This window comes from uncultured Campylobacter sp., assembly GCF_938039245.1.
Classification (GTDB): Bacteria; Campylobacterota; Campylobacteria; order Campylobacterales; family Campylobacteraceae; genus Campylobacter_A.
In genome coordinates, this window is sequence record NZ_CALHVN010000041.1 from 22654 (window position 1) to 44211 (window position 21558).

The window sequence follows — 21558 nt, forward strand, 5'->3', positions numbered from 1 at the left end:
CCAAATTTGGCTAAAATCGCCGCTATGAGAGTAGATAAGTTTTTAAATACCGTAAATATCACAAAAAGGCGCGCGGTCAGCGAAGATATGTGTAAAAGCGGCGTCGTGAGCGTAAACGGCGTCGTCGCCAAACCGGCCAAAGAGGTCAAGATCGGCGACGTGATTACGATCAAATTTTTAACGAGAGAGGCGCGCTACGAAGTGCTAGCGATCCCGGAGACCAAAAGTATCCCAAAATCAGCCCAAGCGCTATACGTAAAAGAGCTATGATAGAGTTAAATTTGGAGTTAGGCGAGCTTGAGGAGGTGGTAAAAATTTTACCCCAAAGCGGCGTCGTCATATTGCAAGGAAATTTAGCCAGCGGTAAAACGACGCTGGTTAAAGCTATCGTAAAGGCTCGCGGCATCGATACGGAGGTTACTTCGCCGACGTTTTCGGTCATGCAAAGCTACGGAGATAAAATTTATCACTACGATATCTATCAAAACGGACTTGACGCGATTTTACAAAACGGGCTTTTTGAAAATTTGCTAGAAGAGGGGCTTCATCTAGTAGAGTGGGGCGACGAGCGACTGGAAAAGGCGCTAGAAAATTTGGGCGAAAAATGCGTCAAGGTAGTTATCTCGCCTAGCCAAAAAGGGCGAAAATACGAGGTTTACGGTGCATAAATTAGAAGTTAAAGATTTACAAAAAACGATCAAAAAAACAAACATCATAAAAGGCATCTCGCTAGAGGTCAAAAGCGGCGAGGTAGTAGGGCTGCTGGGCCCAAACGGCGCGGGGAAAACGACGACGTTTTATATGATCTGCGGGCTTATCTCGCCATCTAACGGCAGCGTGTTTTTAGACGGCGCGGACGTTACGAAGGTGCCGCTACACAAGCGCGCACACATGGGGATTGGCTATCTGCCGCAAGAATCAAGTATATTTAAAGACCTCTCCGTCGAGGAAAATTTACTGCTCGGCGCCGAGATCTTGTATAAAGACGAAGCCGTCCGCGAGAAAAAAGTAAACGAGATGCTAAATTTGCTAAATATCGAGCCTATACGCTTGCGAAAGGGCGTGAGCCTAAGCGGCGGCGAGCGCAGGCGCTGCGAGATCGCTAGAAGCCTCATCATCACGCCTAAATTTTTGCTGCTGGATGAGCCTTTTGCCGGCGTCGATCCGATCGCCGTTAGCGATATACAAAGCATCGTTCGCGATCTAAAAAAACTCGGTATCGGCGTACTCATCACCGACCACAACGTCCGCGAGACGCTAGCCATCTGCGACCGCGCCTACGTGATCAAGGACGGTAGCCTGCTAGCTAGCGGCAGCGCGAACGAAGTCGCGAACAACAAGCTCGTGCGCACCCATTATCTGGGCGAAGAGTTTAAATTTGTAGAATAATGCTAAAGCAAACTCAAGCTCCCAAAAATAAGCTCTCGCACACGTTGCGCTCGTGGCTGCCGATACTTAGCAGCAGCGTCGAGGAGCTAAAGGAGACGCTTGAGCCGTTTTTAGCGGATAATCCGTTTGCAAGCGTGCAGCAGCGAAATTTAACCGAGTCGCCAAGCGCCGCACCATCTAAAAAAGATAAAAATTTCTTCAAAGAAATATCAAAAAACAGCGTAACTGATAGTATCGAAAGCTTTAGCGTGGCTAAAACGGGGCTTTACGACAAGCTAATGGGGCAGATAGATAAGCCCCTTTTTCCGACCGAAAAGTCCCAAAAAATCGCGATGAAAATCATCGAATGCATAAACGAGGAGGGCTACTACGAGCCTGAAACGTTTGACGAATTTAGCGAGGCGGAGATCGAGTCGGTGCGAAAGCGGTTTGCCTACCTAGAGCCCGCCGGCATCGGCGCAAAGGACTACAAAGAGAGCTTTTTGTTTCAGCTTGAGGAGCTAAATTTGGACGAGAAGCTCTTTGAAAGCGCTAAAAAGCTTGCGTTAAATTTCGAAAACCTCTCCCAAATGCGCAAAATTCCGCTCTACAACGAAGCTCTCGCCGTCATCAAGAGGCTAAAAAATCCGCCCGCGATCGAGTATATGAGCGAGGCTGCGGCGATCATCCCCGACATCGTCATAGACACGAGCTCGGGCGGTATCGAGGTGCGCATTAACGACGACTTTTATCCCGAGATCGTCATAGACGTCGAAGGGCTGGACGAAAAAGAGAGCTTCGTCGCCTCGCGCGTAAAAGAGGCAAAAGACCTCATAGACGCGCTTGATATGCGAAAAGCCACGCTTAGAAAGATCGCCCTCATGCTAGTGGAGTATCAGTACGATTATTTTTTTGGCGGCGACATCAAGCCCATGCGCCTAAAAGACATCGCCGAGGATTTGGGGCGAAACCCGTCGACCATCTCGCGCGGCATCTCAAACAAATACCTAGAGTGCTCGCGCGGGCTCGTGCCTATAAAGAGCTTTTTCTCCGCTGCGATCGACGAGGACGTCTCAAACAAGGCCATCAAGGACTTCGTGGCAAATCTCGTCCGAAACGAAAACCCCGCCAAGCCGCTTAGCGATCTAAAAATTTTGGAGTTTATAAAGAAGGAATTTAACGTCGAGGTCGTCCGCCGCACGATAACCAAATACCGCCTTGCGCTAAATATCGGCAGCTCCAGCGAGCGTAAAAAGACCTATCTGCTGCAATCTGGTAAGTAAATTTAACCGCGTGATCATAAATTTACGCGTAACGTCAAATTTGAGCATAAATTTTAAATTTAAGCCGGGGGTTTGGCGAGGGGCTTTTTGCTTTTAAATTTTAAATTTGGTCGTTTCGGCTTTTGCGGCTAAAAAATTTGTAATAAAGCATATAGATTAGCGATGTCAGTAAATATATTCCCACGGCAGAGAAAATACCCTGAAAAAGCGGTATATACTGAAATATCTCAAATTTGGTCGCAAAATCTATATAAAAACGCGGCCATCCCATAAAAGTAACGCCGCCGGTGACGATGTAGCCCGTGTAATACACGTATATCGCAAAAAAACCGAATATAAAGCTCAATACGAGCATTTTCCAGTTTAGTTTTTCTATACCCTCGCGCTCGCCTATATCCGTGTCCATAAATACGGTGTACATGCAGGTAACGTAAAATACCATCTCCGCCGCCCAAAGTAGCCCAACTACCCACATATAGCTCGTGTAAAATTCTATCTCTTGTTTCAACGGACTGACATCGCTAAAAATTTGGATATTTGGAAAGTATTGCTTCATAAAATTTACGAACTCGCGGCAAATTTCGCAGCGAGAGAGGATATCGCCCGGAATGATAAAAATGCCGAGGGCAAATATAAGATAAATTGCCAAAGCAACATTCATAGCGATTTTATCGTGGGTTTTACAATATTTATATAAAAAATTTTCTTGCAAAGTTGTCTCCATATCGTTTAAATTTAGCCAGCCGAGGCAGGGTTTGCGCCCCAAAACGCAAATTTGATTTAGCGTCAAATTTGCTCAAATTTAAAAAAGCAAATTTACTCCGCTTCCGCTTCAAGCTCCTTAAAATACGGCTTTAAGCTCTCGTATGCGTTTTGGATACGCTGAAACTGCATTTTGCACTCGTCCAAAAGCTCGGGGCTAAGCGCGGCGTGAAAGTCGGGATGATAGGCTTTAACAAGCTCCAGGTAGCGGTTTCGCACATCCTCGAAGCTATCGTTTTTATCGCATCCAAGCACTGCAAAATGATCCTCAAAAAGGCTAGCAAGAGCAGCAAATTTGGCTTCATTTTTCTTGGCGCAGATTTTGATGCGTTTTTTAAATTTTTCAAATTCCTCTTCATTATAGTTAAAGATGATCGAAAATTTCATATATTCGCTTTTGTTAAACAGCTCCTCTAGGCGCGCGCACTCGCCCAAATTTGCGATATTTAGCGCGATTTGACCCTCGGCGGATAAAATTTGCTTTGACTCAAAGCCCCTAATTATGTGCGAGATAAAAGATTCATTTGAGCGATCGAAGCTAAATATCGCGCCGCCCCGCACGAAGGCGACATCGACGAAAACCATGGCTTTGAGCGAGTTTGGTTGGATGTAGTGGAGTTTGATCGTTTTATACTCGGCGAAGTTTAAATTTACGTTTTTTAGCTCGTATCTTTGGCAGAGTTTTTTTAGAAATTTGACGAAATATTTGCGCTGAACCTTCTCGTTTTCGTCGTAAAACGACATCACTTTGCCTTTTTGCCCCAGCGTCTTGGCGAAGTTTCGCTTTATGAGTGCTTGCAGCTCGAAAAACAGATCCACGTCTGATGTTTCTATGCTTAGAGATTCTAGATTTTGACTTACTTTTATCAAATTTTACCTTTATAAAACGCATTTGAAAGCATTTTTTATTCCGCTTTTTCCCATACGGGCGTTTCATCTAGCGCGACGTATTCGCACAGGCGCTCGTAGGGCTTGTAGTCGGCCTTATAAGCTAGGCTAGGGCAGTCTTTGACGTAGTAGCCTAGGTATATCCAGCGCAAATTTAGCTGCCTAGCCAGTAAAATTTGCTGATAGAGCGAGTATCTGCCGATGCTAAGGTCCGCAAAATCAGGATCATAGTAGCAATAAACCGCCGAGATACCGTCGCTAAGGATATCCACGAGATCTACGCCGATGAGCCTGCCGTCTGCAAAATACGCAATCTCCTTGCCAAACTCCGCGTGCCCCGCGACGTAGAGCTCGTAGTAGCGGCGGAAGTCCAGCTCGTAGTACTTCCACTCGCGCTTTTGCTGCATAAATTTATGATATTTTTTGTATAACGCCATGTGCGCGTCGTCTATGAGCGGCTTTGTGAGGATGATTTTGGTGTTTTCGTTTTTGCGTATAGTGCGGCGGGCGGATTTGCTAAATTTAAAATTTAGCGCATCGACCCTTATATTTACGCACTCGCGGCAACCCGCGCAGTTTGGCTTGGAGAAATATTTGCCAAAGCGCCTAAAACCACGCCTAGCTAGAGCGTCGTTTACGGCAAAGTCGCAGCCGTCTATGTAGCGATACTCCATGCGCGAGTCCCTGTCCTTGAGGTAGGGGCAGGGGCTAGGCAGGGTGGAAAACGGCACGACTAGCACTTTTTGATATCCGCGTCCTTGACGTAGGCTAGAAACTCATCGCGTAAAATTTGCTCTTTGTGTGCGATGGCTTCTTCTTTGCTGAAGGTTTTTGGCTCAGGCTTTAAATTTTGCTTTGCGGCATTTTTGGCGGCTAAATTTGAGCTCAAATTTGCATTTTGCTCCTTTTGAAGCTCTTTTTTTATATCCTTTAAGCTATCGAAAAAATCATTCATCCGCGTGCTCCTCTTTAAATTTCCTAGCGTCTTTTACTCTTTGTATCGCGGCGGCGATGGCGGCGATCACCTCTTCGTTGTCCTCATTGTCCTTGGTTTTCATCTTTTCTAGCAGGGTAGGCATCTTGTTTTCGACGTAGGACGTGTCGAAAAATCCTCGCCTAAAGTCGCGTTCCTTGCTGATGCTGAGCAAAAACGGGATCGTGGTTTTGACGCTGCCTTCGATCGTAAACTCATCCAGCGCGCGTTTTAGTTTATTTACGGCTAGATCGTAGCTAGGCGCACGTACGATGAGCTTAGCTAGCAAGCTATCGTAAAACGGCGGTATCTGATAGTCTTTATATAGATGGCTATCCACGCGAACGGAAGGGCCTAGAGCAGGGTAGTAGCCGCTGATCTCGCCCGGGCTCGGGATAAAATTTTGCCATGCGTCCTCGGCGGTGATGCGCGCCTCGATCGCAAAACCTTGCGTGATAACGTCGCTTTGCTCCATGTCTAGGATTTCACCCGCCGCGATACGGATCTGGCGCACGATGAGATCCACGCCCGTGATCTCCTCGGTCACGCCGTGCTCGACCTGGATACGGGTGTTCATCTCCATAAAATAAAAGTTGTTGTAATCATCGAGCAAAAACTCGATCGTGCCGGCGTTGGTGTAGTTTACGGCCTTTGCGGCTGCGACTGCGGTCACGCCCATGCTTTTTCGAAGGCTTTCGCTCATCGTCGGACTCGGCGCTATCTCGAGGATCTTTTGGTGGCGGCGCTGGATCGAGCAGTCGCGTTCGGCTAGGTGGATAATGTTGCCGTATTTGTCTCCTAAAATTTGAAACTCGATGTGGCGCGGATTTACGACGTATTTTTCCATAAAAACTTCGTCGTTGTTAAAAAACGCCTTAGCCTCGCGCTTACAGCTTTCAAAGCTAGACTCTAGCTCTTCTTCTTTCCACACTACGCGGATGCCGCGTCCGCCGCCGCCGCCGCTAGCTTTTAGGATGACCGGATAGCCGATGCGCTCGGCGTATAGTTTGATGTTTTCTATCGTTTCGTTGTTTAGCTTTTCGGTGCCGGGCACGATAGGGATGCCGTTTTTATTCATCAGATAGCGAGCGATATTTTTATTGCCCATTTTTCGGATGACGTCGGCGGTAGGTCCTATGAAAACCAGCCCCGCATCCTCGACCTCTTTGGCAAATTCGTAATTTTCGCTCAAAAATCCATATCCCGGGTGTATCGCGTCTGCGCCGCATGCTTTTGCGACCTCGACTATGCGTTTGGCGTCTAGGTAGCCCTTGATCGGGTCGATGCCGATCTGGTAGGCCTCGTCGGCTATTTTGACGTGCAGGCAGTCTTGGTCGGGCTTGGTGTAAATGGCAACGTTTTTGATGTGCAGATCTTTGCAGGCACGGATCACGCGAACGGCGATCTCTCCGCGGTTTGCGATCAAAATTTTATGTATCACTTGGCTTTCCTTTCTTTATTGTTTTTCAAATTTTACTCTTTTTTGCTTGCTGATGCTTGAAATTTGCTTTTTTAGAGCTCGATCTTTGCACGCTGTCTTTAAATTTGCTCTTTTTGTTATCTTTGCTGTTTTACTATTAATTTTTTGGCTTTTTCCTTAATTTGTTTCTATATTCTAGTGATTGCGACTGCTTTACCAGGCACACTTGTTTTTAATTAAATTTGCCGTATTTGCCGTATAAGATAACATAAAGATTTTTTATAGACGATTAAATGTGGCAAATTTAGTACATAAATTTGAATTTTGATGTAGTAGGGTGGGTAAAAAATGAAATTTTTACAAATATATCAAAATTTATGAAAGATTTAAGAAACCTTTGGCTATACTTCACATTTCTTTTAAAGTGCGCTCGTAGCTCAGCTGGATAGAGCATTTGATTGCGGTTCAAAAGGTCAGGGATTCGAATTCCTTCGAGCGCACCACGATACTTACAAAACCGATAAAAATCCCCAAAATTCACGCTTTTATTTAACTAACGAAAACCGTTAAACGCGAAATTTATCAAATTTAACGCCCTAAAACTTCCTAACTTTACTTCCCAAGCGTTTTTGGGAAGTTTTTTTGAGCAAAACCCGGCGAGTAGGCCTCAAAGCTTTTATAATTAAATTAAAAGCGGGGTCAAAAAATGAAACTCACTCAACAGCTAAACTTTAAAGTTGCGCCTGATGACGCTATTCGCGATTACAAGCTCCCGAGCGATAAAAAAGAAAGTCGCCAAATGCTTACCGATACGGGTTTGTGTTTGAAAATTAAAAAGCTTCACAAGAAAAACACTACGCATGTAAAATACCGAAAAGATTTCTATTATTCAACAAACGGAAAATTAGTAAAATTTTTGGGAAGTTTTGGCGATATGACCTACAAAGAAGCTCTAAAAGCTCTTGATGAGTTTTTACTAGCCGTTCCTAGCGCTGCTAAAACTTCCAAAAATACTTTACGAAGCGTATTCGAGTTATATCTAACCTTTCGCCCCTCGCTTGCTGCAACAACCGTTAAAAAAAGAAAACTATTTTTAGCAAAAGGCTTGGAGTGCTTGCCGATAGGGATATTTCAAAAATTGAAAGAAAACATTTGCAAGACATCGCCGATGAAATCTTTCGCGAAAAACTATACGCTAGTCTTGACGATTATTGCGAGTTTGTTCATCAACTTTGGAGTTTTGCTAGAAAGCGAGGCATTTTAAAAAAAGATATTTTTGACGGCATTCTCTTAAAAGAAAGCTACGACTGCCCGCCTAGCGAAGGTTATGCTTTGATTAGCGAGCAAGCCGATCTTAAGAGCTTAATCTCGTATATTCTAAATTATCGCAGTCCTATACCCTCTATCAAAAAAGCTCTAATAATGGGCTTGGCTACCGGGCTTCGCGCTGGAAATGTCCGAAAGATGTCTGCAAATCATTTAAAAATTGATGAAAACGGCGAATTTTATCTGCATTTTTCAAAAAATGAAAACAAAACCAAAGCAAACGGCGATGAATACTTAGGACTTCCACGCGAGGTGGGCGAATGGTTATCGGGCTTTAATTTAAAAGACGAGCAGCTCTTTTTTGGAAATACAAAGGGCAAGCCGTTAAGCGACGGAACCTTGTCAAATGCGCTAGGCGACTATTACTCTGAAAATTTAGGGAGCGGCGTATGTCTTGTATTCCATAGCTTTAGGAAGATAGCCTCTACGTTTTGCCACGAAAATATGCCGCAAAACGGGCTTATACCTTATGAGGTTGAGCGCACGCTTTTTCACGCTATCCGCGGCGTAGCCGGCGTTTATAATAAATCTACGAATATCGCTATGACTAGAAAAGTTATAACGTGGTGGTTTAACTACTTAAAATCTTTGGGATTGGCATTATGAATAAAAAAAGAAGCGGGGCCGAATTAGTTGAAACTCGTAAAAGCATTCACCTTTCGACCTCTGAAATATTAGCTAATTTAAGCTTATCTGTGCATAAAATCTCTCGGGAAGTTTTGCTAAAAAATCCTATTTTTTGTGGGTGGTTAGTATGCTAGAAAATAGAAAATTTTTAAGCATAGATGACGGCGAAGTCGTCCATGACTATCTGCTCGCCCGCTCGTCAATAGACCGAGAAGTCCGCCTACGAACCGTAGATATCTCAAAAACCCTCGAAAAAATCGGCTTTACCGCCCTTGGTATAGCCGTTACTCTTGATAATTCGGGCATTAAAAAACGCGGCACTTGTGGCCGTATGACTGCCGTCGAAGCCGCTAAAGCCTTAAAGCGATATCTAAAAACGCTTATCGAAAAAGAGCTAAAGCAATATCCGATCTTTGTCAGTTATGTATTCGAAGCCCACCGCAGAGGTATGCCGCACATTCATGCTCTGGTCTTTTGCTTACCTTTGCATTTTCAAAAAATAGCCTCATTTCTCGAATCGCATCTAGATCGCAAAGCCGTAACCGTGGATGTTTTATCGCCTTCGTATCTTTTTAAGGAAGGAACGGGCGAGTGGCATTTAGAGCAAGCTACGGCACAAATCCTAGGTTATGATGTCTCAAAGCTGCTTAGAAAGACCGCAAGCGAATATGAGGGCGGAAAAAAGAAAACCTATAAATGTGATAAAATTAAGGGCTTGCAGGATTGCAAAATTTTACACAGCATGCAAAATTTTAAAATGGCTCGTAAGTATCCGAGCGCATACGTCGAAATAGACGTGTTTATGAATGCGCTTTTAGAACAATGGAACGCTACTTTTGGAGCTAAAAAAGACCGCGCAAAGGCATCATCCGCATTAAAGGAAGAAGCAAAAGCCCCGTATTTTCTTGACAAAACCGTAATATTCCCACAGTCGATCAAAAAAAATCGAAAGCCCCAAAAAAACAAGAGAAAAAACACAAAACCTCTTGATTTAGATTTGCGCGCGGCAAACGGCGATAGATATCACGCTTCTAACTGCCGCGTTTTCTTGGATAATAAACAAATTAAAGCCTTAAAAATTGCGGCTAAAAAACAGCGTAACAAAAGCGGGTTGATCTGCCTAGTCCGTACTCTTTTTTCAAACTATCAAAACGGTCTAACCCCTGCGTTGTCGCCGTCGCGTGCGGCATCGTATTTAAATTTTGTCCTTGAACAAAAGCGGGCGCAAGAAAAAGAGGCTCGCGCAAACCGCAAACTTGCTCGCGAATACGGCGCAGACGATATCCAATGGCTGTACGACTATCATTTACACCGTGAACTTTGGGGCGAAATAAAAGTCGAAGTTCGCGAGGTTTGGCATACGAAACTGTGGCAACAGGGGCTAATGAGCGACGCTTCTAGTAAGGCCTTTGATAGTTTCGTAGATGAGTTACTTGACACCGAAGATTTCTTCGATTTATCGATTGCCGAGAAAAAACAAAAGTTAGCCGAGCTTTTCCCGAAGCGAGAACGCACGCCGATTTTAGAAAAATCGCCGTTAAAAATAAATGAAAGCGAGCTGCAAAATGAGCCCGAGCCTTGCTTATTTTCGCCCGAGGAATTGGTCCCTACAGTCATCAAAAAAGGTAGCAATTTTTAATTTCTTTTCCGGCATGATCTTTATATCGTAAAAAATAAAAAAAGGAGTCCATTATGGAATCAAACATTCAAAAATCAAACCAAAACGTCGCTCTAGCGCAAACGCAGAGTCAAAAACCTGCTCAACCGCAAGAGCAAAAACCGCAAAGCGAAAACGCTAAGCTCGTGCAGGAATTAAAAAAGCTTCTCCGAAAAATAGCGACTTTAGAGAAGCGAGAAAAGAGCGCGAAGACCGCTTTCGACAAAACGAAAAAAGAGCTCGACGAAATCGGCGCTGAAAAGGTCAAATACGCAGAGCTTCTTAAAAAGTTCGATCTTGCGACCTTCTGACCTCTGCCTTTCCCCTTGCGGGCGCGTTTCTGCACTTACCCCCTTGTGGGTAGGTGCACGTAATGCGCATTACGTGCACCGATAACCCCGCAAGGGGGTTACAGTGCCTAAATGCTAGAAAAAATAAAAAGAGGTATTATATGGATAATAATGCTAAAGCATGCGTTAGTATTTTGCTAGCTAAACCTGGCAACTTTTGGCACAATTTTAGGCGTGGATTTTTGCCTAACGATTGTCACAAAGAGCTAGTTCACGAAAACTAATATACGTGTAGCTTCGAGGAGGCTCGCCGTTTTGCCAAACGGATGCGAGACGACGCCGTAGCCGCCTATCAGATAAAATATAATCAAAAGCCGCAATTTGACGAGGAAAAAATATTCTGGGAAGCGTCGATCAATGCGCGAGAATACCATACATTGGCGGATTTAAAGCGCGCCGCCGGGATAATTGAACAAAAGACCGGTTATCGTATGGTTTACGGGGCAATTCATCGTGACGAAGGGCATCTCAACGACGAGGGGGTTTTGTAAAAAACGTTCACTTTCAAGTGCTTTTTATTTCGCTCGATGAGGACGGAAATAGTATGCACCGAATTACGCGCGGAAAGCGTCAGCTTATGCGCGATATTCAGACCGAAGTCGCCCACGTATTAAATATGGAGCGCGGGATTGACAAAAGGATAAGCGGGCGGGAACATCTCACGCCGCGCCAGTATAAGCAAGCTGTAAAAATCGCCGAACCGATTAAGCAAGAACTGAAGTTTACAAAAAACGAGCTTAAGGATGCTAAGCAAAAAATCAAGGAATTAGAGGCGGCTTTGAAGGCCGCAAACCTTGAGGCTAGAAGCGAACTCAAAGAACAAGGGGGCAAACGCGAGGATTATGCGACCTTAGAAGCCGAAAACCGTAAGCTCAAGGACGAGCTCGCCGAACTTAAAAAAGCACCCGATCTTGGCAACCTTGAGGACTTTGAAAAAACTTTTAAAGAGAAAATCGCAAAGCTACGTAATCACCCTAAGATTGACGTCGAAGTCGAAAAGGCTATTAATGCGAACAATTTAAGAAGCGGTATTTTGGGTGGTTTTGATAAAGACGGTATAATGGCTTATGTTGCTGATTCTGTGGCTATTAAATACGCTGCGCAAAGCACGATAAAAGAGGCTCAAGCGACTTTAAAAGAGGTCGTTGCTAAGAAAGAAATAAACGTGCGCGCACAGCTACGGGCTTTACAGGAAAACCGTATTCTGGGCTCATTCCTCGGGGCTACTAGCTCAAAGCCTGCTGTTGATGTCGAGGCTTTGCAAGCTGAAAATTTGCAAATGCGTCAAAATTTTGATAAGTTGCAAAAGCAAAACGAGCGACTACAAGGGCTTTTGAAAACTACCGAGCACTCTCTTAAAGCAAAGGACGTTCAGATTGCCGAGCTGCAAAAGAATCAAGAGGGTTTAAAACCTGCTAACGATAGCTTTTTTCTCGGTCAAGCTTCTATGCTCTCCGAGCTTGTGGGCTCTGGAAAGCTATATGTCGAGCCGAAGGGTAGGTATCTTATCGAGAGCTTATACGACATATCAAACGGCAAAATCGCCGTTTCTAACTTCGATGGCATAAAAAGCGGCCTTCTTAGCTATGTTCCGCGAATAAGTCAGCCTGAAAACGGGTTAAGCCTTTAGCCTCTAACCCCTCGCGCGCGTCTGGAAATACGGCGTTTGCGCGAGTTTTTTCCGTTTTCTTAATATATTAAAATAAGATATATGGCAAAACCAAAAAATCTACAAAGCGTTAATCAAAAAACAACTTCAAAGCAAAAGAGCAATGCATATTAAGGCACGGTGGCGGCTGTTTTTTGTTTTTCCGAGCTTGCGGTATTTTGCGAACTGTCGGCTAGGATGTCAAGGGCTAATTTTTGCGAGGCGAGTGTGGAGCCCGCAAAAATAGCTAGTCTTGACCCTTGACGCCTAGACGCAGGCTCGCTAAAATTACCGCATAAAAGCGAAAATGCAGAGCGAGAAAAAATAGGCTCTATGCGCGCCGTTAGCTGTTCGCGGCGTGCATTAGCTTATTTTTTCGATACGAGCCTCAGCGAGTATCAAAGCGCCCGCCCGTGCCGTCTTTTATTGCTTCCGTATAACAAAAGTTGTATTTTTTTACGCTCCGCCGATTTCTCGCCTATCTCAAAAATACGGCTACGCTTGACCGAAGTAGGGATACGATTTGCAAAAAATAAAATTTTGTGATATGATCCTCATTACCAAAAGCGGGGAATGAATTAGTAACAAACTTTAAGCTTTCAAACCTTAAGCCGTTTAAAAAGGGTTAATTATCTTAGCCTTAAAATCTACGACAATGACTTAAAAAGCTTAAGTTTTCTACTATTTTATCCTACTTTTCGGCTTTTTCTTAAAAGAGTTAGGAAGATACTTAAAAAACTTCCTTAGTTATCTTAAAACGCCTGTGTTTTGGGGTTTTAAGTATCGTGCTCGTTTCCCTTCGAGCGCACCACTACATCTCTAAAAACAATAAATTCTCTATATTGCAAGTATTTACATTTAACTTAGCTTTAAATAATTCTAATTTTGCGCGCAACCATATTTTACATTCTATTAGAGGAAAGTGCGATGGAAAAATCTAAAATTATTACAGTTTTGGATAGTATTTTAATATCTAATAAAGCATAGACATTTTGCTTAAGTTTTTAAAAAGCCTGCTATACGCATGGATTATGAATAAGAAAAATTTTTCGCTTTTAGGGCTTACTGGATATCGTGCATGATTAATCCTATAAAAGCCGGCCTTGAGCCGGCTAAATCAAAATACGGGCAGGATCGCTCCGTCGTATCTTTTTAAGATAAACTCTTTCGTCTCTGGGCTGGTTGCGGCTTTAACGAGAGCTTTGATTTTCGGGCTATTTTCGTTGCCTGCTTTGACCGCGATGATGTTGGCGTACGGGCTTTCGGTGCCTTCGATAGCTAGCGCGTCTTTTTTAGGATTCATGCCGATATCAAGGACGAAATTCGTGCTTATAGCGGCAAGATCGACTTCATCTAGCGTGCGAGGTATCTGCGCGCCCTCAAGCTCGACGAAATTTAGATGTTTTGGATTTTTCACGATGTCTTTTGGCGTGGCTAGCTCAGCGCTCTTATCTAGCTCTATTAGACCCGCTTTTTGCAGGATATTCAGCGCTCTGTTGCCGTTAGTAGGATCGTAGGCGATCGCGACTTTAGCGCCGTCTTTTAGCTCGCTTAGGCTCTTTATCTTTTTTGAGTAAAAGCCCAGCGGTTCAAGATGTATTGCCGCGGCGGTTATCAGGGTCGTGCCTTTTGTTTCATTGTGGTTTTTTAGATACGGCCAGTGTTGAAAGAAATTTGCGTCCAAATCGCCGTCTTGCGTCGCTAAATTTGGGATCGAGTAGTCGTTTATCTCTTTGATGACTAGATCGTAGCCCTCTTTTGCTAGAGCAGGCTTGATAAACTCCATGATCTCTGCGTGAGGTACGGGCGAGACGGCCACTACGATAGTGTGATCTTTGTCTGCTGCATAGAGATTAAAAGCTAGCGCCAAACTTGCTAAAATTTTAAAAATTTTCATTATATTTTCCTTTTTTATTTTTTAAAACGGCGCTAAAAAGGTAAAAGCTTTTACGCCGTTTTGTTTTTGGAGACTTTTCTCGACTATTTTCGGTTTTTCAAATTTGAGCCGTAAAATTTACGCAAAATATTCCTTTTGCGATTTTTAAAGCTAAATTTTACGAAGGCAAATCAGTCAAATTTGACGCGATCAGAAGCTCGGTATCACCGCGCCTTGGTAGCGCTTTACGATAAAGTCTTTAACTTCGGGAGTTAGTATCGCTTTATCTAGAGCCTTGATTTTCGGACTGTTTTCGTTGCCGGCCTTGGTTGCTACGTAGTTGGTGTACGGGCTATCTTTATCCTCGAGGATTAGCGCGTCTTTGGTCGGTTTGAGGCCTACGTCCAGGGCGTAGTTTACGTTGATAAATGCTAGCGCGACGTCGTCGAGAGAGCGGGGCGTCTGCGCGGATTCCATCTCTTTAAATTTGAGATTTTTCGGATTTTCTATGATATCTAGCGGGGATTTGTATTCGCCCTCTTTGGCTTTGATTATACCCGCTTTTTCGAGCAAATTTATCGAGCGCGTCGAGTCTGCGGCGTTGTTTGAGATAGCGATGATATCGCCGTTTTTTAGCTCGTCTAGGCTTTTTATCTTTTTAGAATACGCGCCCATAGGCTCGACGTGTACGCCCACGGTCGGCACTATGTGAGTGCCTTTGTCTTTGTTAAACGACTTCATATACGGCAGGCCTTGGAAGTAGTTGGCGTCGAGTTCGCCGTTTTCGACGGCGAGGTTTGGTATCACGTAGTCGTTAAAGATTTTGACGTCGAGCTTGTAGCCCTCTTTTTCTAAGATCGGCTTTACGACCTCTTCTAAAATCTCGGCGTGAGGTACAGGAGATGCGCCTACGGTGATGGTTTTGTCGTTAGCATACAGGCCGCTAGCTAAAAGCGCGCCAAGAAGTATTTTTGAAAATTGCATTATTATTCCTTTTTTTGATAAAAAACGGCACTAAAAAGGTAAAAGCTTTTACGCCGTTTTGTTTTAAGAGCGGTCTCTAAACTAAATTTGGATTCGTCGTTTCGTTAAATTTACCCGCGCCGCTAAATTTGAGCGGGCGGGGCTAAATTTGATTAAAACGTCGGGATTATCGCGCCTTTATATTTTTCCTCGATAAATTTCTTTACCTCCGGGCTCGTGACGGCTTTGTCTAGAGCTTTGATTTTCGGGCTATTTTCATTGCCGACTTTGACCACGACGTAGTTGGTGTACGGGCTATCTTTGCTCTCAAGTACGAGCGCGTCTTTGGTCGGGTTTAGGTTGGCGTTTAGAGCGTAGTTCGTGTTGATAACGGCGATGGCGACGTCATCTAGCGTACGAGGAACTTGAGCGGTCTCGATCTCTTCAAATTTTAGCTTTTTCGGGTTTTCCGTGATATCAAGCGGAGTTTTTAGAGGATTGTCGTTTAGCTTTATTAGACCTGCGCTAGCTAGCACGTCAAGCGCGCGGCTCTCGTTTGTCGGGTCGTTTGGTATCGCTACGGTGCTGCCGTCTTTTAGCTCTTTGATATCTTTTATCTTTTTAGAGTAAACGCCCATAGGCTCGAGGTGAACGCCAACTGTTTTAACTAGATGAGTGCCTTTGTTTTTGTTAAATTCCTCAAGATACGGTAGGTGCTGGAAGTAGTTAGCGTCTAGATCGCCGTCCTCGGTGGCTAAATTTGGAGTAGAGTAGTCGTTGAATTCTTTGATCTCAAGAGTAAAGCCGTCTTTTGCAAGGATAGGTTTTACGACTTCTAAAATTTCAGCATGCGGAACCGGCGTAGCGCCTACGACGATTTTCTCGGCGGCATTTGCTGCGACTGTTAGGCTTAGAGCGACTAGAGAGTATTTGAGTAGATTTTTCATTTTATATCCTTTTTAAAATTTGGCTAGCATTTAAAAAAGGATATGAGCGGAGGCTTAAATTTCTTTTTAAATGCTTAGCGAAACTAAGCGCTTAAAAAGAAATTTTGCGCTTAGCGTTAGTCTTTCGACGACTTAAGTTCAGTGAAGCGACGCATTTCGCACATATCTGATTTCATTTTCTATCCTTTCTTTGTAAAATTAATTTCGGGATTTTATGCAAAAAAAGTTTAAAAGAAAATAAAATCAGATGTAAAAAATCATTTCTTTGTGATCTTATAAATAAAATTTCCTAATGATTGGAAAATTTGAACCATTATGATTAAAATCACGACGGTATAGAGCATGATATCCGGGCGAAATCTCTGATATCCGTAGTTTATCGCCACGGATCCCAGTCCGCCGCCGCCGACTGCGCCAGCCATCGCCGAAAAGCCGATAATAACGATAAGCGTAAGCGTGATAGAAGCTACGATGCCGGGCAACGCCTCTACGAACATCACCTTAAAAATGATCTGAAAATTTGAGCTACCAAAGCTTCTGGCAGCCTCGACGATGCCTTTATCGACCTCTTTTAGCGCGCTTTCTATGAGCCTAGCGATAAACGGCGCCGCGCCGATAGTAAGCGGAACGATAGCCGCGGTAGTGCCGATACTGGTGCCCACGATCAGGCGCGTGAGCGGGAAAAGCACGATGATGAGGATGATAAATGGAAAGCTTCTTAGCGTATTTACCGTGATATCAAGCGCGATAAATAGCGGTTTGTTCGGCTTTAGGCCATCCTGTGCCGAAAGGACGAGCAAGATAGCCGGCACTAGACCTATAAGAAACGCTAGAAGCGTCGAAACCACGCTCATATAAAGCGTCTCGCCGATGGCCGGGAGCAAAATACGCTCGAAAACGTCGGGAAATTTAGAAAAATCTATGTCAAACATCACGCCACCTCCCATAATACGCCGCTTTGCTTGATGTACTCGGTTACGCGCGGCTCGTCTTTTGGATCGACGTTGATGACGAGCGAGCCAAGTACGTTTTCGTTTAGCTTTTCAAGCTTGCCCCAGACGATGTTAAAGTCGATGTTTAGCGTGCGCGCCATATGCGTGATGACGCTGTTTTGAGCGACTTCTTTTGGGAAAAAGAGCCTGATATTTACGCCTTCGCTCGGCAAAATTTCATCCTCGCCGAGGAATTCCTTCATCTTTTCATCTGGCTTTAAAAATAGCTCCTCGATCGTGCCGCTGCCGATTATCTTGCCGCTTTCTAGCAGCACTGCGCGGCGCGCGATGCTTTTTACGACCTCCATCTCGTGCGTGACTAAAACGACGCTGATGTTTAGCGTTTGATTGATCTGTTTTAAAAGCTCTAGTATCGAATTTGTCGTATTTGGATCAAGCGCCGAGGTTGCCTCGTCGGAGAGTAAAATTTTTGGACTTAGCGCAAGGGCGCGAGCGATGGCGACGCGCTGTTTTTGTCCGCCGCTTAGCTCGCCGGGGTAGCTTGCGGCTTTGTTTGCAAGGCCGACTAGCTCTAGTAGTTCGCTCACTCTTTTTTTGATTTCGCCGTCTGAGTAACCCCAAAATTTAAGCGGAGTAGCGATGTTTTCAAACGCCGTTTTCCTCGCCATCAGCGCGAAGTGCTGAAATATCATCCCCACATCTCGCCTAAGTTCTCTTAGCTCTTTATCTTTTAGCGCCGAGATTTCTTTGTCAAATACCTTTAGGCTGCCGCCTTGATAGTCCTCTAGGCCGTTTATGCAGCGAAGCAGGGTGGATTTACCTGCGCCGCTGTGGCCTACGATGGCAAAAATTTCGCCTTTTTCTACGGTTAGGCTGACGCCGTCTATGATCTGCGTCGCTCCGTAAAATTTCTTTAAATTTTCTATCTTTATCACTCAAATTTCCTCGTTCGTAATTCCACCGAAGCGCTACTAAAATTTATAAAATTTCGCGCCTTAGCTCGTCTGTGCTCTTTGGCGAAAGAAGCGCCGGAGCGATGTCAAACACGCTAAACGCGCCGCACTCGCCTTTTTGCGCCAAACGATACGCCGCGCGGGCATAGGCTACTAGCACGCTTGCGGTAAATTCCGGATTTGAGTCAAGCTTTAGCGAAAACTCGATCAGATGTTTATTTTCGCCGTGCTCGCCCGTCGTTCCGCTTCGCAAAACAAATCCTCCGTGAGGGATGCCGCCGTGCTCTTTTTTAAGCGTCGCAAGATCTATGAAATGCACGCTCGTGTCGTAGTCGGCAAAGTAGTTTGGCATCGTTTTTATCTCTTTTTCTATGCGCGCTTTATCGGCGCCGTCCTCGGCCACGACGTAGCACTCGCGCAGGTGTTTTTCGCGCGTAGTCAAATTTGGATTTTCGCCGGCACGAACTCGCTCTAAGGTGCTTTCTATCGGCACGGTATATTGGCGTGCATCCACGACGCCCTCGATTCTGCGGATAGCGTCTGAGTGGCCTTGGCTCACGCCTTTACCCCAAAACGTATAACTGCTGCCGTTTTCCAGCACGCTCTCGCCAAATAGTCTATTTAGCGAAAACAGACCCGGATCCCAGCCTACGGCTATAATGCCTACGTTTCCGCCCTTTTTGGCTGCGGCGTCCACAGCGGCGAAGTGCTCAGGGATTTTTGCGTGCGTATCAAAGCTATCGACGACATTAAAATTTAGCGCAAACTCAGGCGTCTGCGTCGGTAGATCCGTTGCGCTACCGCCGCAAAGCACCAAAACGTCAAATTTGCCCTTGTGCGATAAAATTTCGTCCACGCTAAATACCGGAGCTCCGTATGTTTTTACTTCGTTTGGGTTTCTACGGCTAAAAACGGCCGAAAGCTCTAAATCCTTGCTATTGCGCGCGGCAAGCTCTACGCCGCGACCTAAATTTCCATATCCTAAAACCGCTATTTTTATTTTTTCGTTCATTTTTTATCCTTTTATTTTTTTAAATTTTTACGCATTAAACGGCGTGCCGTAGTTTAAATTTAACAGCTCAAGGCACCGTTTGGATCTGCCAAGTCCTAACGCAAAAACCAAAAAATATCAATCGACCGCTCCCAAATTCGCTAGCTCGCTATCTACCTTTTCTAGCTTTTGCGTAGCGCTAGCTAGCCCTTCGCGGTTGGCTTCGACTACGGCTTGCGGGGCGGAGGCTACGAATTTCTCGTTGTTTAGCATGCTTGATAGCTTTGCTATCTCTTTTTCTAGTTTGGTTTTTTGTGACCGCAGTCGCATGATAACAGCGCTCATGTCCACGCCTTCAAGAGGTACGAAGACTTCTAAATTTTCGCTCACGTCGCGCGCGGCGTTTTCTATTTTAGCGTCGCAAAACTCGATCTGTTCGCACTTAGCTAGCAGCAAGATGTAGTTTGTCGCCTCGGTCAAATTTTCATTTCCGTTTAGCTTGATGAAAGCTTTTGGGATTTTTGAGTTGCCTTGCTCGATGGTCGCCTTTGCGCGGCGGATTGCGACGATGGCTTCGATCACCAGCTCAAAGGTCTTTTCTATTTGCAAGTCGCGCTCGTTAGCCTGCGGATACGCCTCTATCATGATCGAGCTTGCGTTTTCTAAATTTGAACCGCTAAGCTCGTGGAAAAGGTACTCGGAGATAAACGGCATGAACGGGCTAAGTAGCCTCATCGCCTCTTTAAATATCGCTCCAAGCTCCCTTACGCTGCCTTTATCGGCTTTGCTAAGCTCGATGCCCCAGTCGCAAAACTCGTCCCATAAAAATTTATAAATCGCGTTTGCCGCGTCGTTAAAGCGGTAGGCGTCGATGTTCTCTCGCACTTCGCGCACGCACTCGTTAAAGCGGCTTAGTATGTATTTGCCAAGCTTTGTTTCGATTTTCGCGTCGCTTAAATTTGCAAATTTGGACTCGTTTAGCAGCAGGTATTTGCTCGCGTTGTAAAGCTTGTTCGTAAAATTTCGCACGAGCTTCATCTTTTCGTCGCTTAGCTTTATGTCGCGCCCCTGCACGGCTAGCAGCGCAAGCGTAAAGCGCAGTATATCGGCGCTGTACTCCTCGATGCTAACGAGCGGATCGATGACGTTGCCTAGGCTCTTGCTCATCTTTCTGCCTTGCTCGTCTTTAACCAAAGCGTGCAGGTAGATATCGTCAAACGGCAGCTTGCCCAGCGCGTTTTCGCCCTGAAACATCATCCTAGCTACCCAGAAAAATAAAATATCAAAGCCGGTGATTAGCAGGTTGTTTGGGTAAAATTCCGCCAAATCGCCCTCAAACCACTTCTCGTTTTTTAGCTCCTCGCCGTTACCCCAGCCAAGCGTGCTAAACGGCCAAAGTCCCGAGCTAAACCAGGTATCAAGGACGTCCGGGTCTTGATGGAAATTTGCGCTTTTGCACTTTGGGCACTGCGTCGGTTCGCCTTCGTCCGCCCACTCGTGTCCGCACTCATTACAGTAAAATACCGGGATCTGATGTCCCCACCATAGCTGGCGCGAGATACACCAGTCGCGAAGCTCGCGCATCCAGGCGTTAAAGCTGTTTATCCAGTGAGCCGGGTAAAATTTGGCTAAGCCTTCGCCGACCTTTGCGATCGCATCGTCCGCGATCTGTTTTTTGACAAACCACTGCTTTGAGATGTATGGCTCGACGACGTTTTTGCAGCGGTAGCAGTAGCCGACTTGATTTTCGTAGTCTTCGATCTTCTCGACGTTTCCGAGCTTTTCTAGCTCTGCTACGATGACGTCTCTAGCCTCAAGTCTTTCTAGCCCCTTAAACTGCGCACACTGCTCGTTTAGGATGCCTTTTTCGTCAAAAACGGTGATAAATTTTAGATCATGCCTCTTGCCGACCTCGTAATCGTTAGTGTCGTGCGCCGGGGTGACTTTCACAAGACCCGTTCCAAACTCCATATCGACGTGCTCGTCGGCGATAATCTTTATCTCGCGACCGATTATCGGCAGGATGACTTTTTTGCCGATCAAATTTTTATAGCGTTCGTCGTTTGGGTTTACCATGACGGCAGTGTCGCCGAAGTAGGTCTCCGGCCTTGTCGTCGCCACGACGATAAATTTATCTTGTTCTCCCGCAAGGTAGTATCTCAAATGATAAAGCTTGCCTTTATTTTCCTTATGCTCGACCTCGATGTCGCTGAGCGCGCCGTCGTGCGTACACCAGTTTATCATGTAGTTTTCGCGTACGATGAGACCTTTTTCGTAGAGATTTACGAAGGCTTTTTTGACCGCTTTTCTTAGCCCCTCATCCATAGTAAATCTTTGGCGCGACCATGCTGGAGAGATGCCTAGTTTTCGCATCTGATGTACGATCATGCCGCCGCTTTTTTCTTTCCATTCCCAGACTTTTTCTACGAATTTTTCGCGTCCGAGCTCTTCTTTTTTGATGCCTTGGGTTAGGAGCTGCTTTTCAACGACGTTTTGCGTGGCGATACCCGCATGATCAAGGCCCGGCTGCCACAGCGTTAAATTGCCGATGGCTGACAAAGCTCGTGAAGCTC

22 protein-coding genes and 1 tRNA gene are annotated in these 21558 nt (G+C 45.1%); 11 read left to right on the forward strand and 12 right to left on the reverse strand.

Annotated features, from left to right (window positions below; genetic code table 11):
* Window positions 1-24: 24 nt before the first annotated feature.
* Genes Q0218_RS07355 through Q0218_RS07370 form a run of 4 tightly spaced genes read left to right on the forward strand, consistent with a single transcriptional unit; the run spans window position 25 to window position 2651 of the window.
* Window positions 25-270: a S4 domain-containing protein gene (locus Q0218_RS07355; protein WP_124851202.1), complete on the forward strand. Its 246-nt coding sequence runs from the start codon at window positions 25-27 to the stop codon at window positions 268-270.
* On the forward strand, window positions 267-668 hold the full coding sequence (gene tsaE, locus Q0218_RS07360; RefSeq protein ID WP_297968157.1) for a tRNA (adenosine(37)-N6)-threonylcarbamoyltransferase complex ATPase subunit type 1 TsaE: 402 nt from the start codon (window positions 267-269) through the stop codon (window positions 666-668). Before Q0218_RS07355 ends, tsaE begins: the two co-directional genes overlap by 4 nt.
* Window positions 661-1389, forward strand: a complete 729-nt coding sequence (gene lptB / locus Q0218_RS07365; protein ID WP_297968160.1) for an LPS export ABC transporter ATP-binding protein — start codon at window positions 661-663, stop codon at window positions 1387-1389. The genes tsaE and lptB overlap by 8 nt, the downstream gene beginning before the upstream one ends.
* Entirely contained in the window at window positions 1389-2651 is a 1263-nt protein-coding gene (locus Q0218_RS07370; RefSeq protein ID WP_297968163.1) for an RNA polymerase factor sigma-54, read from the forward strand. Before lptB ends, Q0218_RS07370 begins: the two co-directional genes overlap by 1 nt.
* A 100-nt stretch (window positions 2652-2751) precedes the next feature.
* On the opposite strand, the gene Q0218_RS07375 is transcribed toward Q0218_RS07370, so the two are convergent.
* Genes Q0218_RS07375 through Q0218_RS07395 form a run of 5 tightly spaced genes read right to left on the reverse strand, consistent with a single transcriptional unit; the run spans window position 2752 to window position 6715 of the window.
* Entirely contained in the window at window positions 2752-3441 is a 690-nt protein-coding gene (locus Q0218_RS07375; RefSeq protein ID WP_297968166.1) for a hypothetical protein, read from the reverse strand.
* 26 nt (window positions 3442-3467) lie between these two features.
* A complete protein-coding gene (locus tag Q0218_RS07380) occupies window positions 3468-4283 on the reverse strand; it encodes an adenylosuccinate lyase (RefSeq protein ID WP_297968169.1) in 816 nt (271 codons plus the stop codon).
* A 35-nt stretch (window positions 4284-4318) separates the two neighbouring features.
* On the reverse strand, window positions 4319-5041 hold the full coding sequence (locus Q0218_RS07385; RefSeq protein ID WP_297968173.1) for an arginyltransferase: 723 nt from the start codon (window positions 5039-5041) through the stop codon (window positions 4319-4321).
* Complete coding sequence (locus Q0218_RS07390) at window positions 5035-5256, reverse strand: hypothetical protein (RefSeq protein WP_297968176.1); 222 nt, start codon at window positions 5254-5256, stop codon at window positions 5035-5037. The genes Q0218_RS07385 and Q0218_RS07390 overlap by 7 nt, the downstream gene beginning before the upstream one ends.
* Window positions 5249-6715 (reverse strand): acetyl-CoA carboxylase subunit A, encoded by a 1467-nt coding sequence (locus Q0218_RS07395; RefSeq protein WP_122863010.1) that lies wholly within the window; start codon window positions 6713-6715, stop codon window positions 5249-5251. The genes Q0218_RS07390 and Q0218_RS07395 overlap by 8 nt, the downstream gene beginning before the upstream one ends.
* Window positions 6716-7120: 405 nt before the next feature.
* Between Q0218_RS07395 and Q0218_RS07400 the strand changes: the two genes are divergently transcribed.
* The 7 genes from Q0218_RS07400 (at window position 7121) to Q0218_RS07430 (ending at window position 12284) form a co-directional block, all read left to right on the forward strand.
* Window positions 7121-7197 (forward strand) — tRNA-Arg (locus tag Q0218_RS07400).
* Between the two features lie 203 nt (window positions 7198-7400).
* Window positions 7401-7958, forward strand: coding sequence for a hypothetical protein (locus Q0218_RS07405; protein ID WP_297968180.1), 558 nt, complete (start codon window positions 7401-7403; stop codon window positions 7956-7958).
* Window positions 7847-8626, forward strand: a complete 780-nt coding sequence (locus tag Q0218_RS07410; RefSeq protein ID WP_297968183.1) for a tyrosine-type recombinase/integrase — start codon at window positions 7847-7849, stop codon at window positions 8624-8626. Before Q0218_RS07405 ends, Q0218_RS07410 begins: the two co-directional genes overlap by 112 nt.
* Before the next feature lie 148 nt (window positions 8627-8774).
* Window positions 8775-10286, forward strand: a complete 1512-nt coding sequence (locus Q0218_RS07415; protein ID WP_297968186.1) for a hypothetical protein — start codon at window positions 8775-8777, stop codon at window positions 10284-10286.
* Window positions 10287-10339: 53 nt separating this feature from the next.
* Window positions 10340-10615 (forward strand): hypothetical protein, encoded by a 276-nt coding sequence (locus tag Q0218_RS07420; RefSeq protein ID WP_297968188.1) that lies wholly within the window; start codon window positions 10340-10342, stop codon window positions 10613-10615.
* 305 nt (window positions 10616-10920) lie between these two features.
* Entirely contained in the window at window positions 10921-11145 is a 225-nt protein-coding gene (locus tag Q0218_RS07425; protein ID WP_297968191.1) for a hypothetical protein, read from the forward strand.
* Between the two features lie 53 nt (window positions 11146-11198).
* Entirely contained in the window at window positions 11199-12284 is a 1086-nt protein-coding gene (locus Q0218_RS07430; RefSeq protein ID WP_297968193.1) for a hypothetical protein, read from the forward strand.
* Window positions 12285-13419: 1135 nt separating this feature from the next.
* Here Q0218_RS07430 and Q0218_RS07435 read toward each other — a convergent pair.
* The 7 genes from Q0218_RS07435 to Q0218_RS07465 form a co-directional block, all read right to left on the reverse strand.
* The gene (locus Q0218_RS07435; RefSeq protein ID WP_297968196.1) at window positions 13420-14199 is read right to left on the reverse strand and encodes a MetQ/NlpA family ABC transporter substrate-binding protein; all 780 of its coding nucleotides are present in this window, start codon (window positions 14197-14199) and stop codon (window positions 13420-13422) included.
* Between the two features lie 189 nt (window positions 14200-14388).
* Window positions 14389-15162 (reverse strand): MetQ/NlpA family ABC transporter substrate-binding protein, encoded by a 774-nt coding sequence (locus Q0218_RS07440; RefSeq protein ID WP_297968198.1) that lies wholly within the window; start codon window positions 15160-15162, stop codon window positions 14389-14391.
* Between the two features lie 152 nt (window positions 15163-15314).
* Complete coding sequence (locus tag Q0218_RS07445; protein WP_122873973.1) at window positions 15315-16088, reverse strand: MetQ/NlpA family ABC transporter substrate-binding protein; 774 nt, start codon at window positions 16086-16088, stop codon at window positions 15315-15317.
* Between the two features lie 257 nt (window positions 16089-16345).
* Entirely contained in the window at window positions 16346-17020 is a 675-nt protein-coding gene (locus Q0218_RS07450) for a methionine ABC transporter permease (RefSeq protein WP_297968201.1), read from the reverse strand.
* Window positions 17020-17976 (reverse strand): methionine ABC transporter ATP-binding protein, encoded by a 957-nt coding sequence (locus Q0218_RS07455; protein ID WP_297968203.1) that lies wholly within the window; start codon window positions 17974-17976, stop codon window positions 17020-17022. Before Q0218_RS07455 ends, Q0218_RS07450 begins: the two co-directional genes overlap by 1 nt.
* A 43-nt stretch (window positions 17977-18019) precedes the next feature.
* Window positions 18020-19006: a diaminopimelate dehydrogenase gene (locus Q0218_RS07460; protein ID WP_297968205.1), complete on the reverse strand. Its 987-nt coding sequence runs from the start codon at window positions 19004-19006 to the stop codon at window positions 18020-18022.
* Between the two features lie 117 nt (window positions 19007-19123).
* Window positions 19124-21558: valine--tRNA ligase (locus tag Q0218_RS07465; RefSeq protein ID WP_297968207.1), on the reverse strand; the 2435-nt coding region annotated here is incomplete at its 5' end.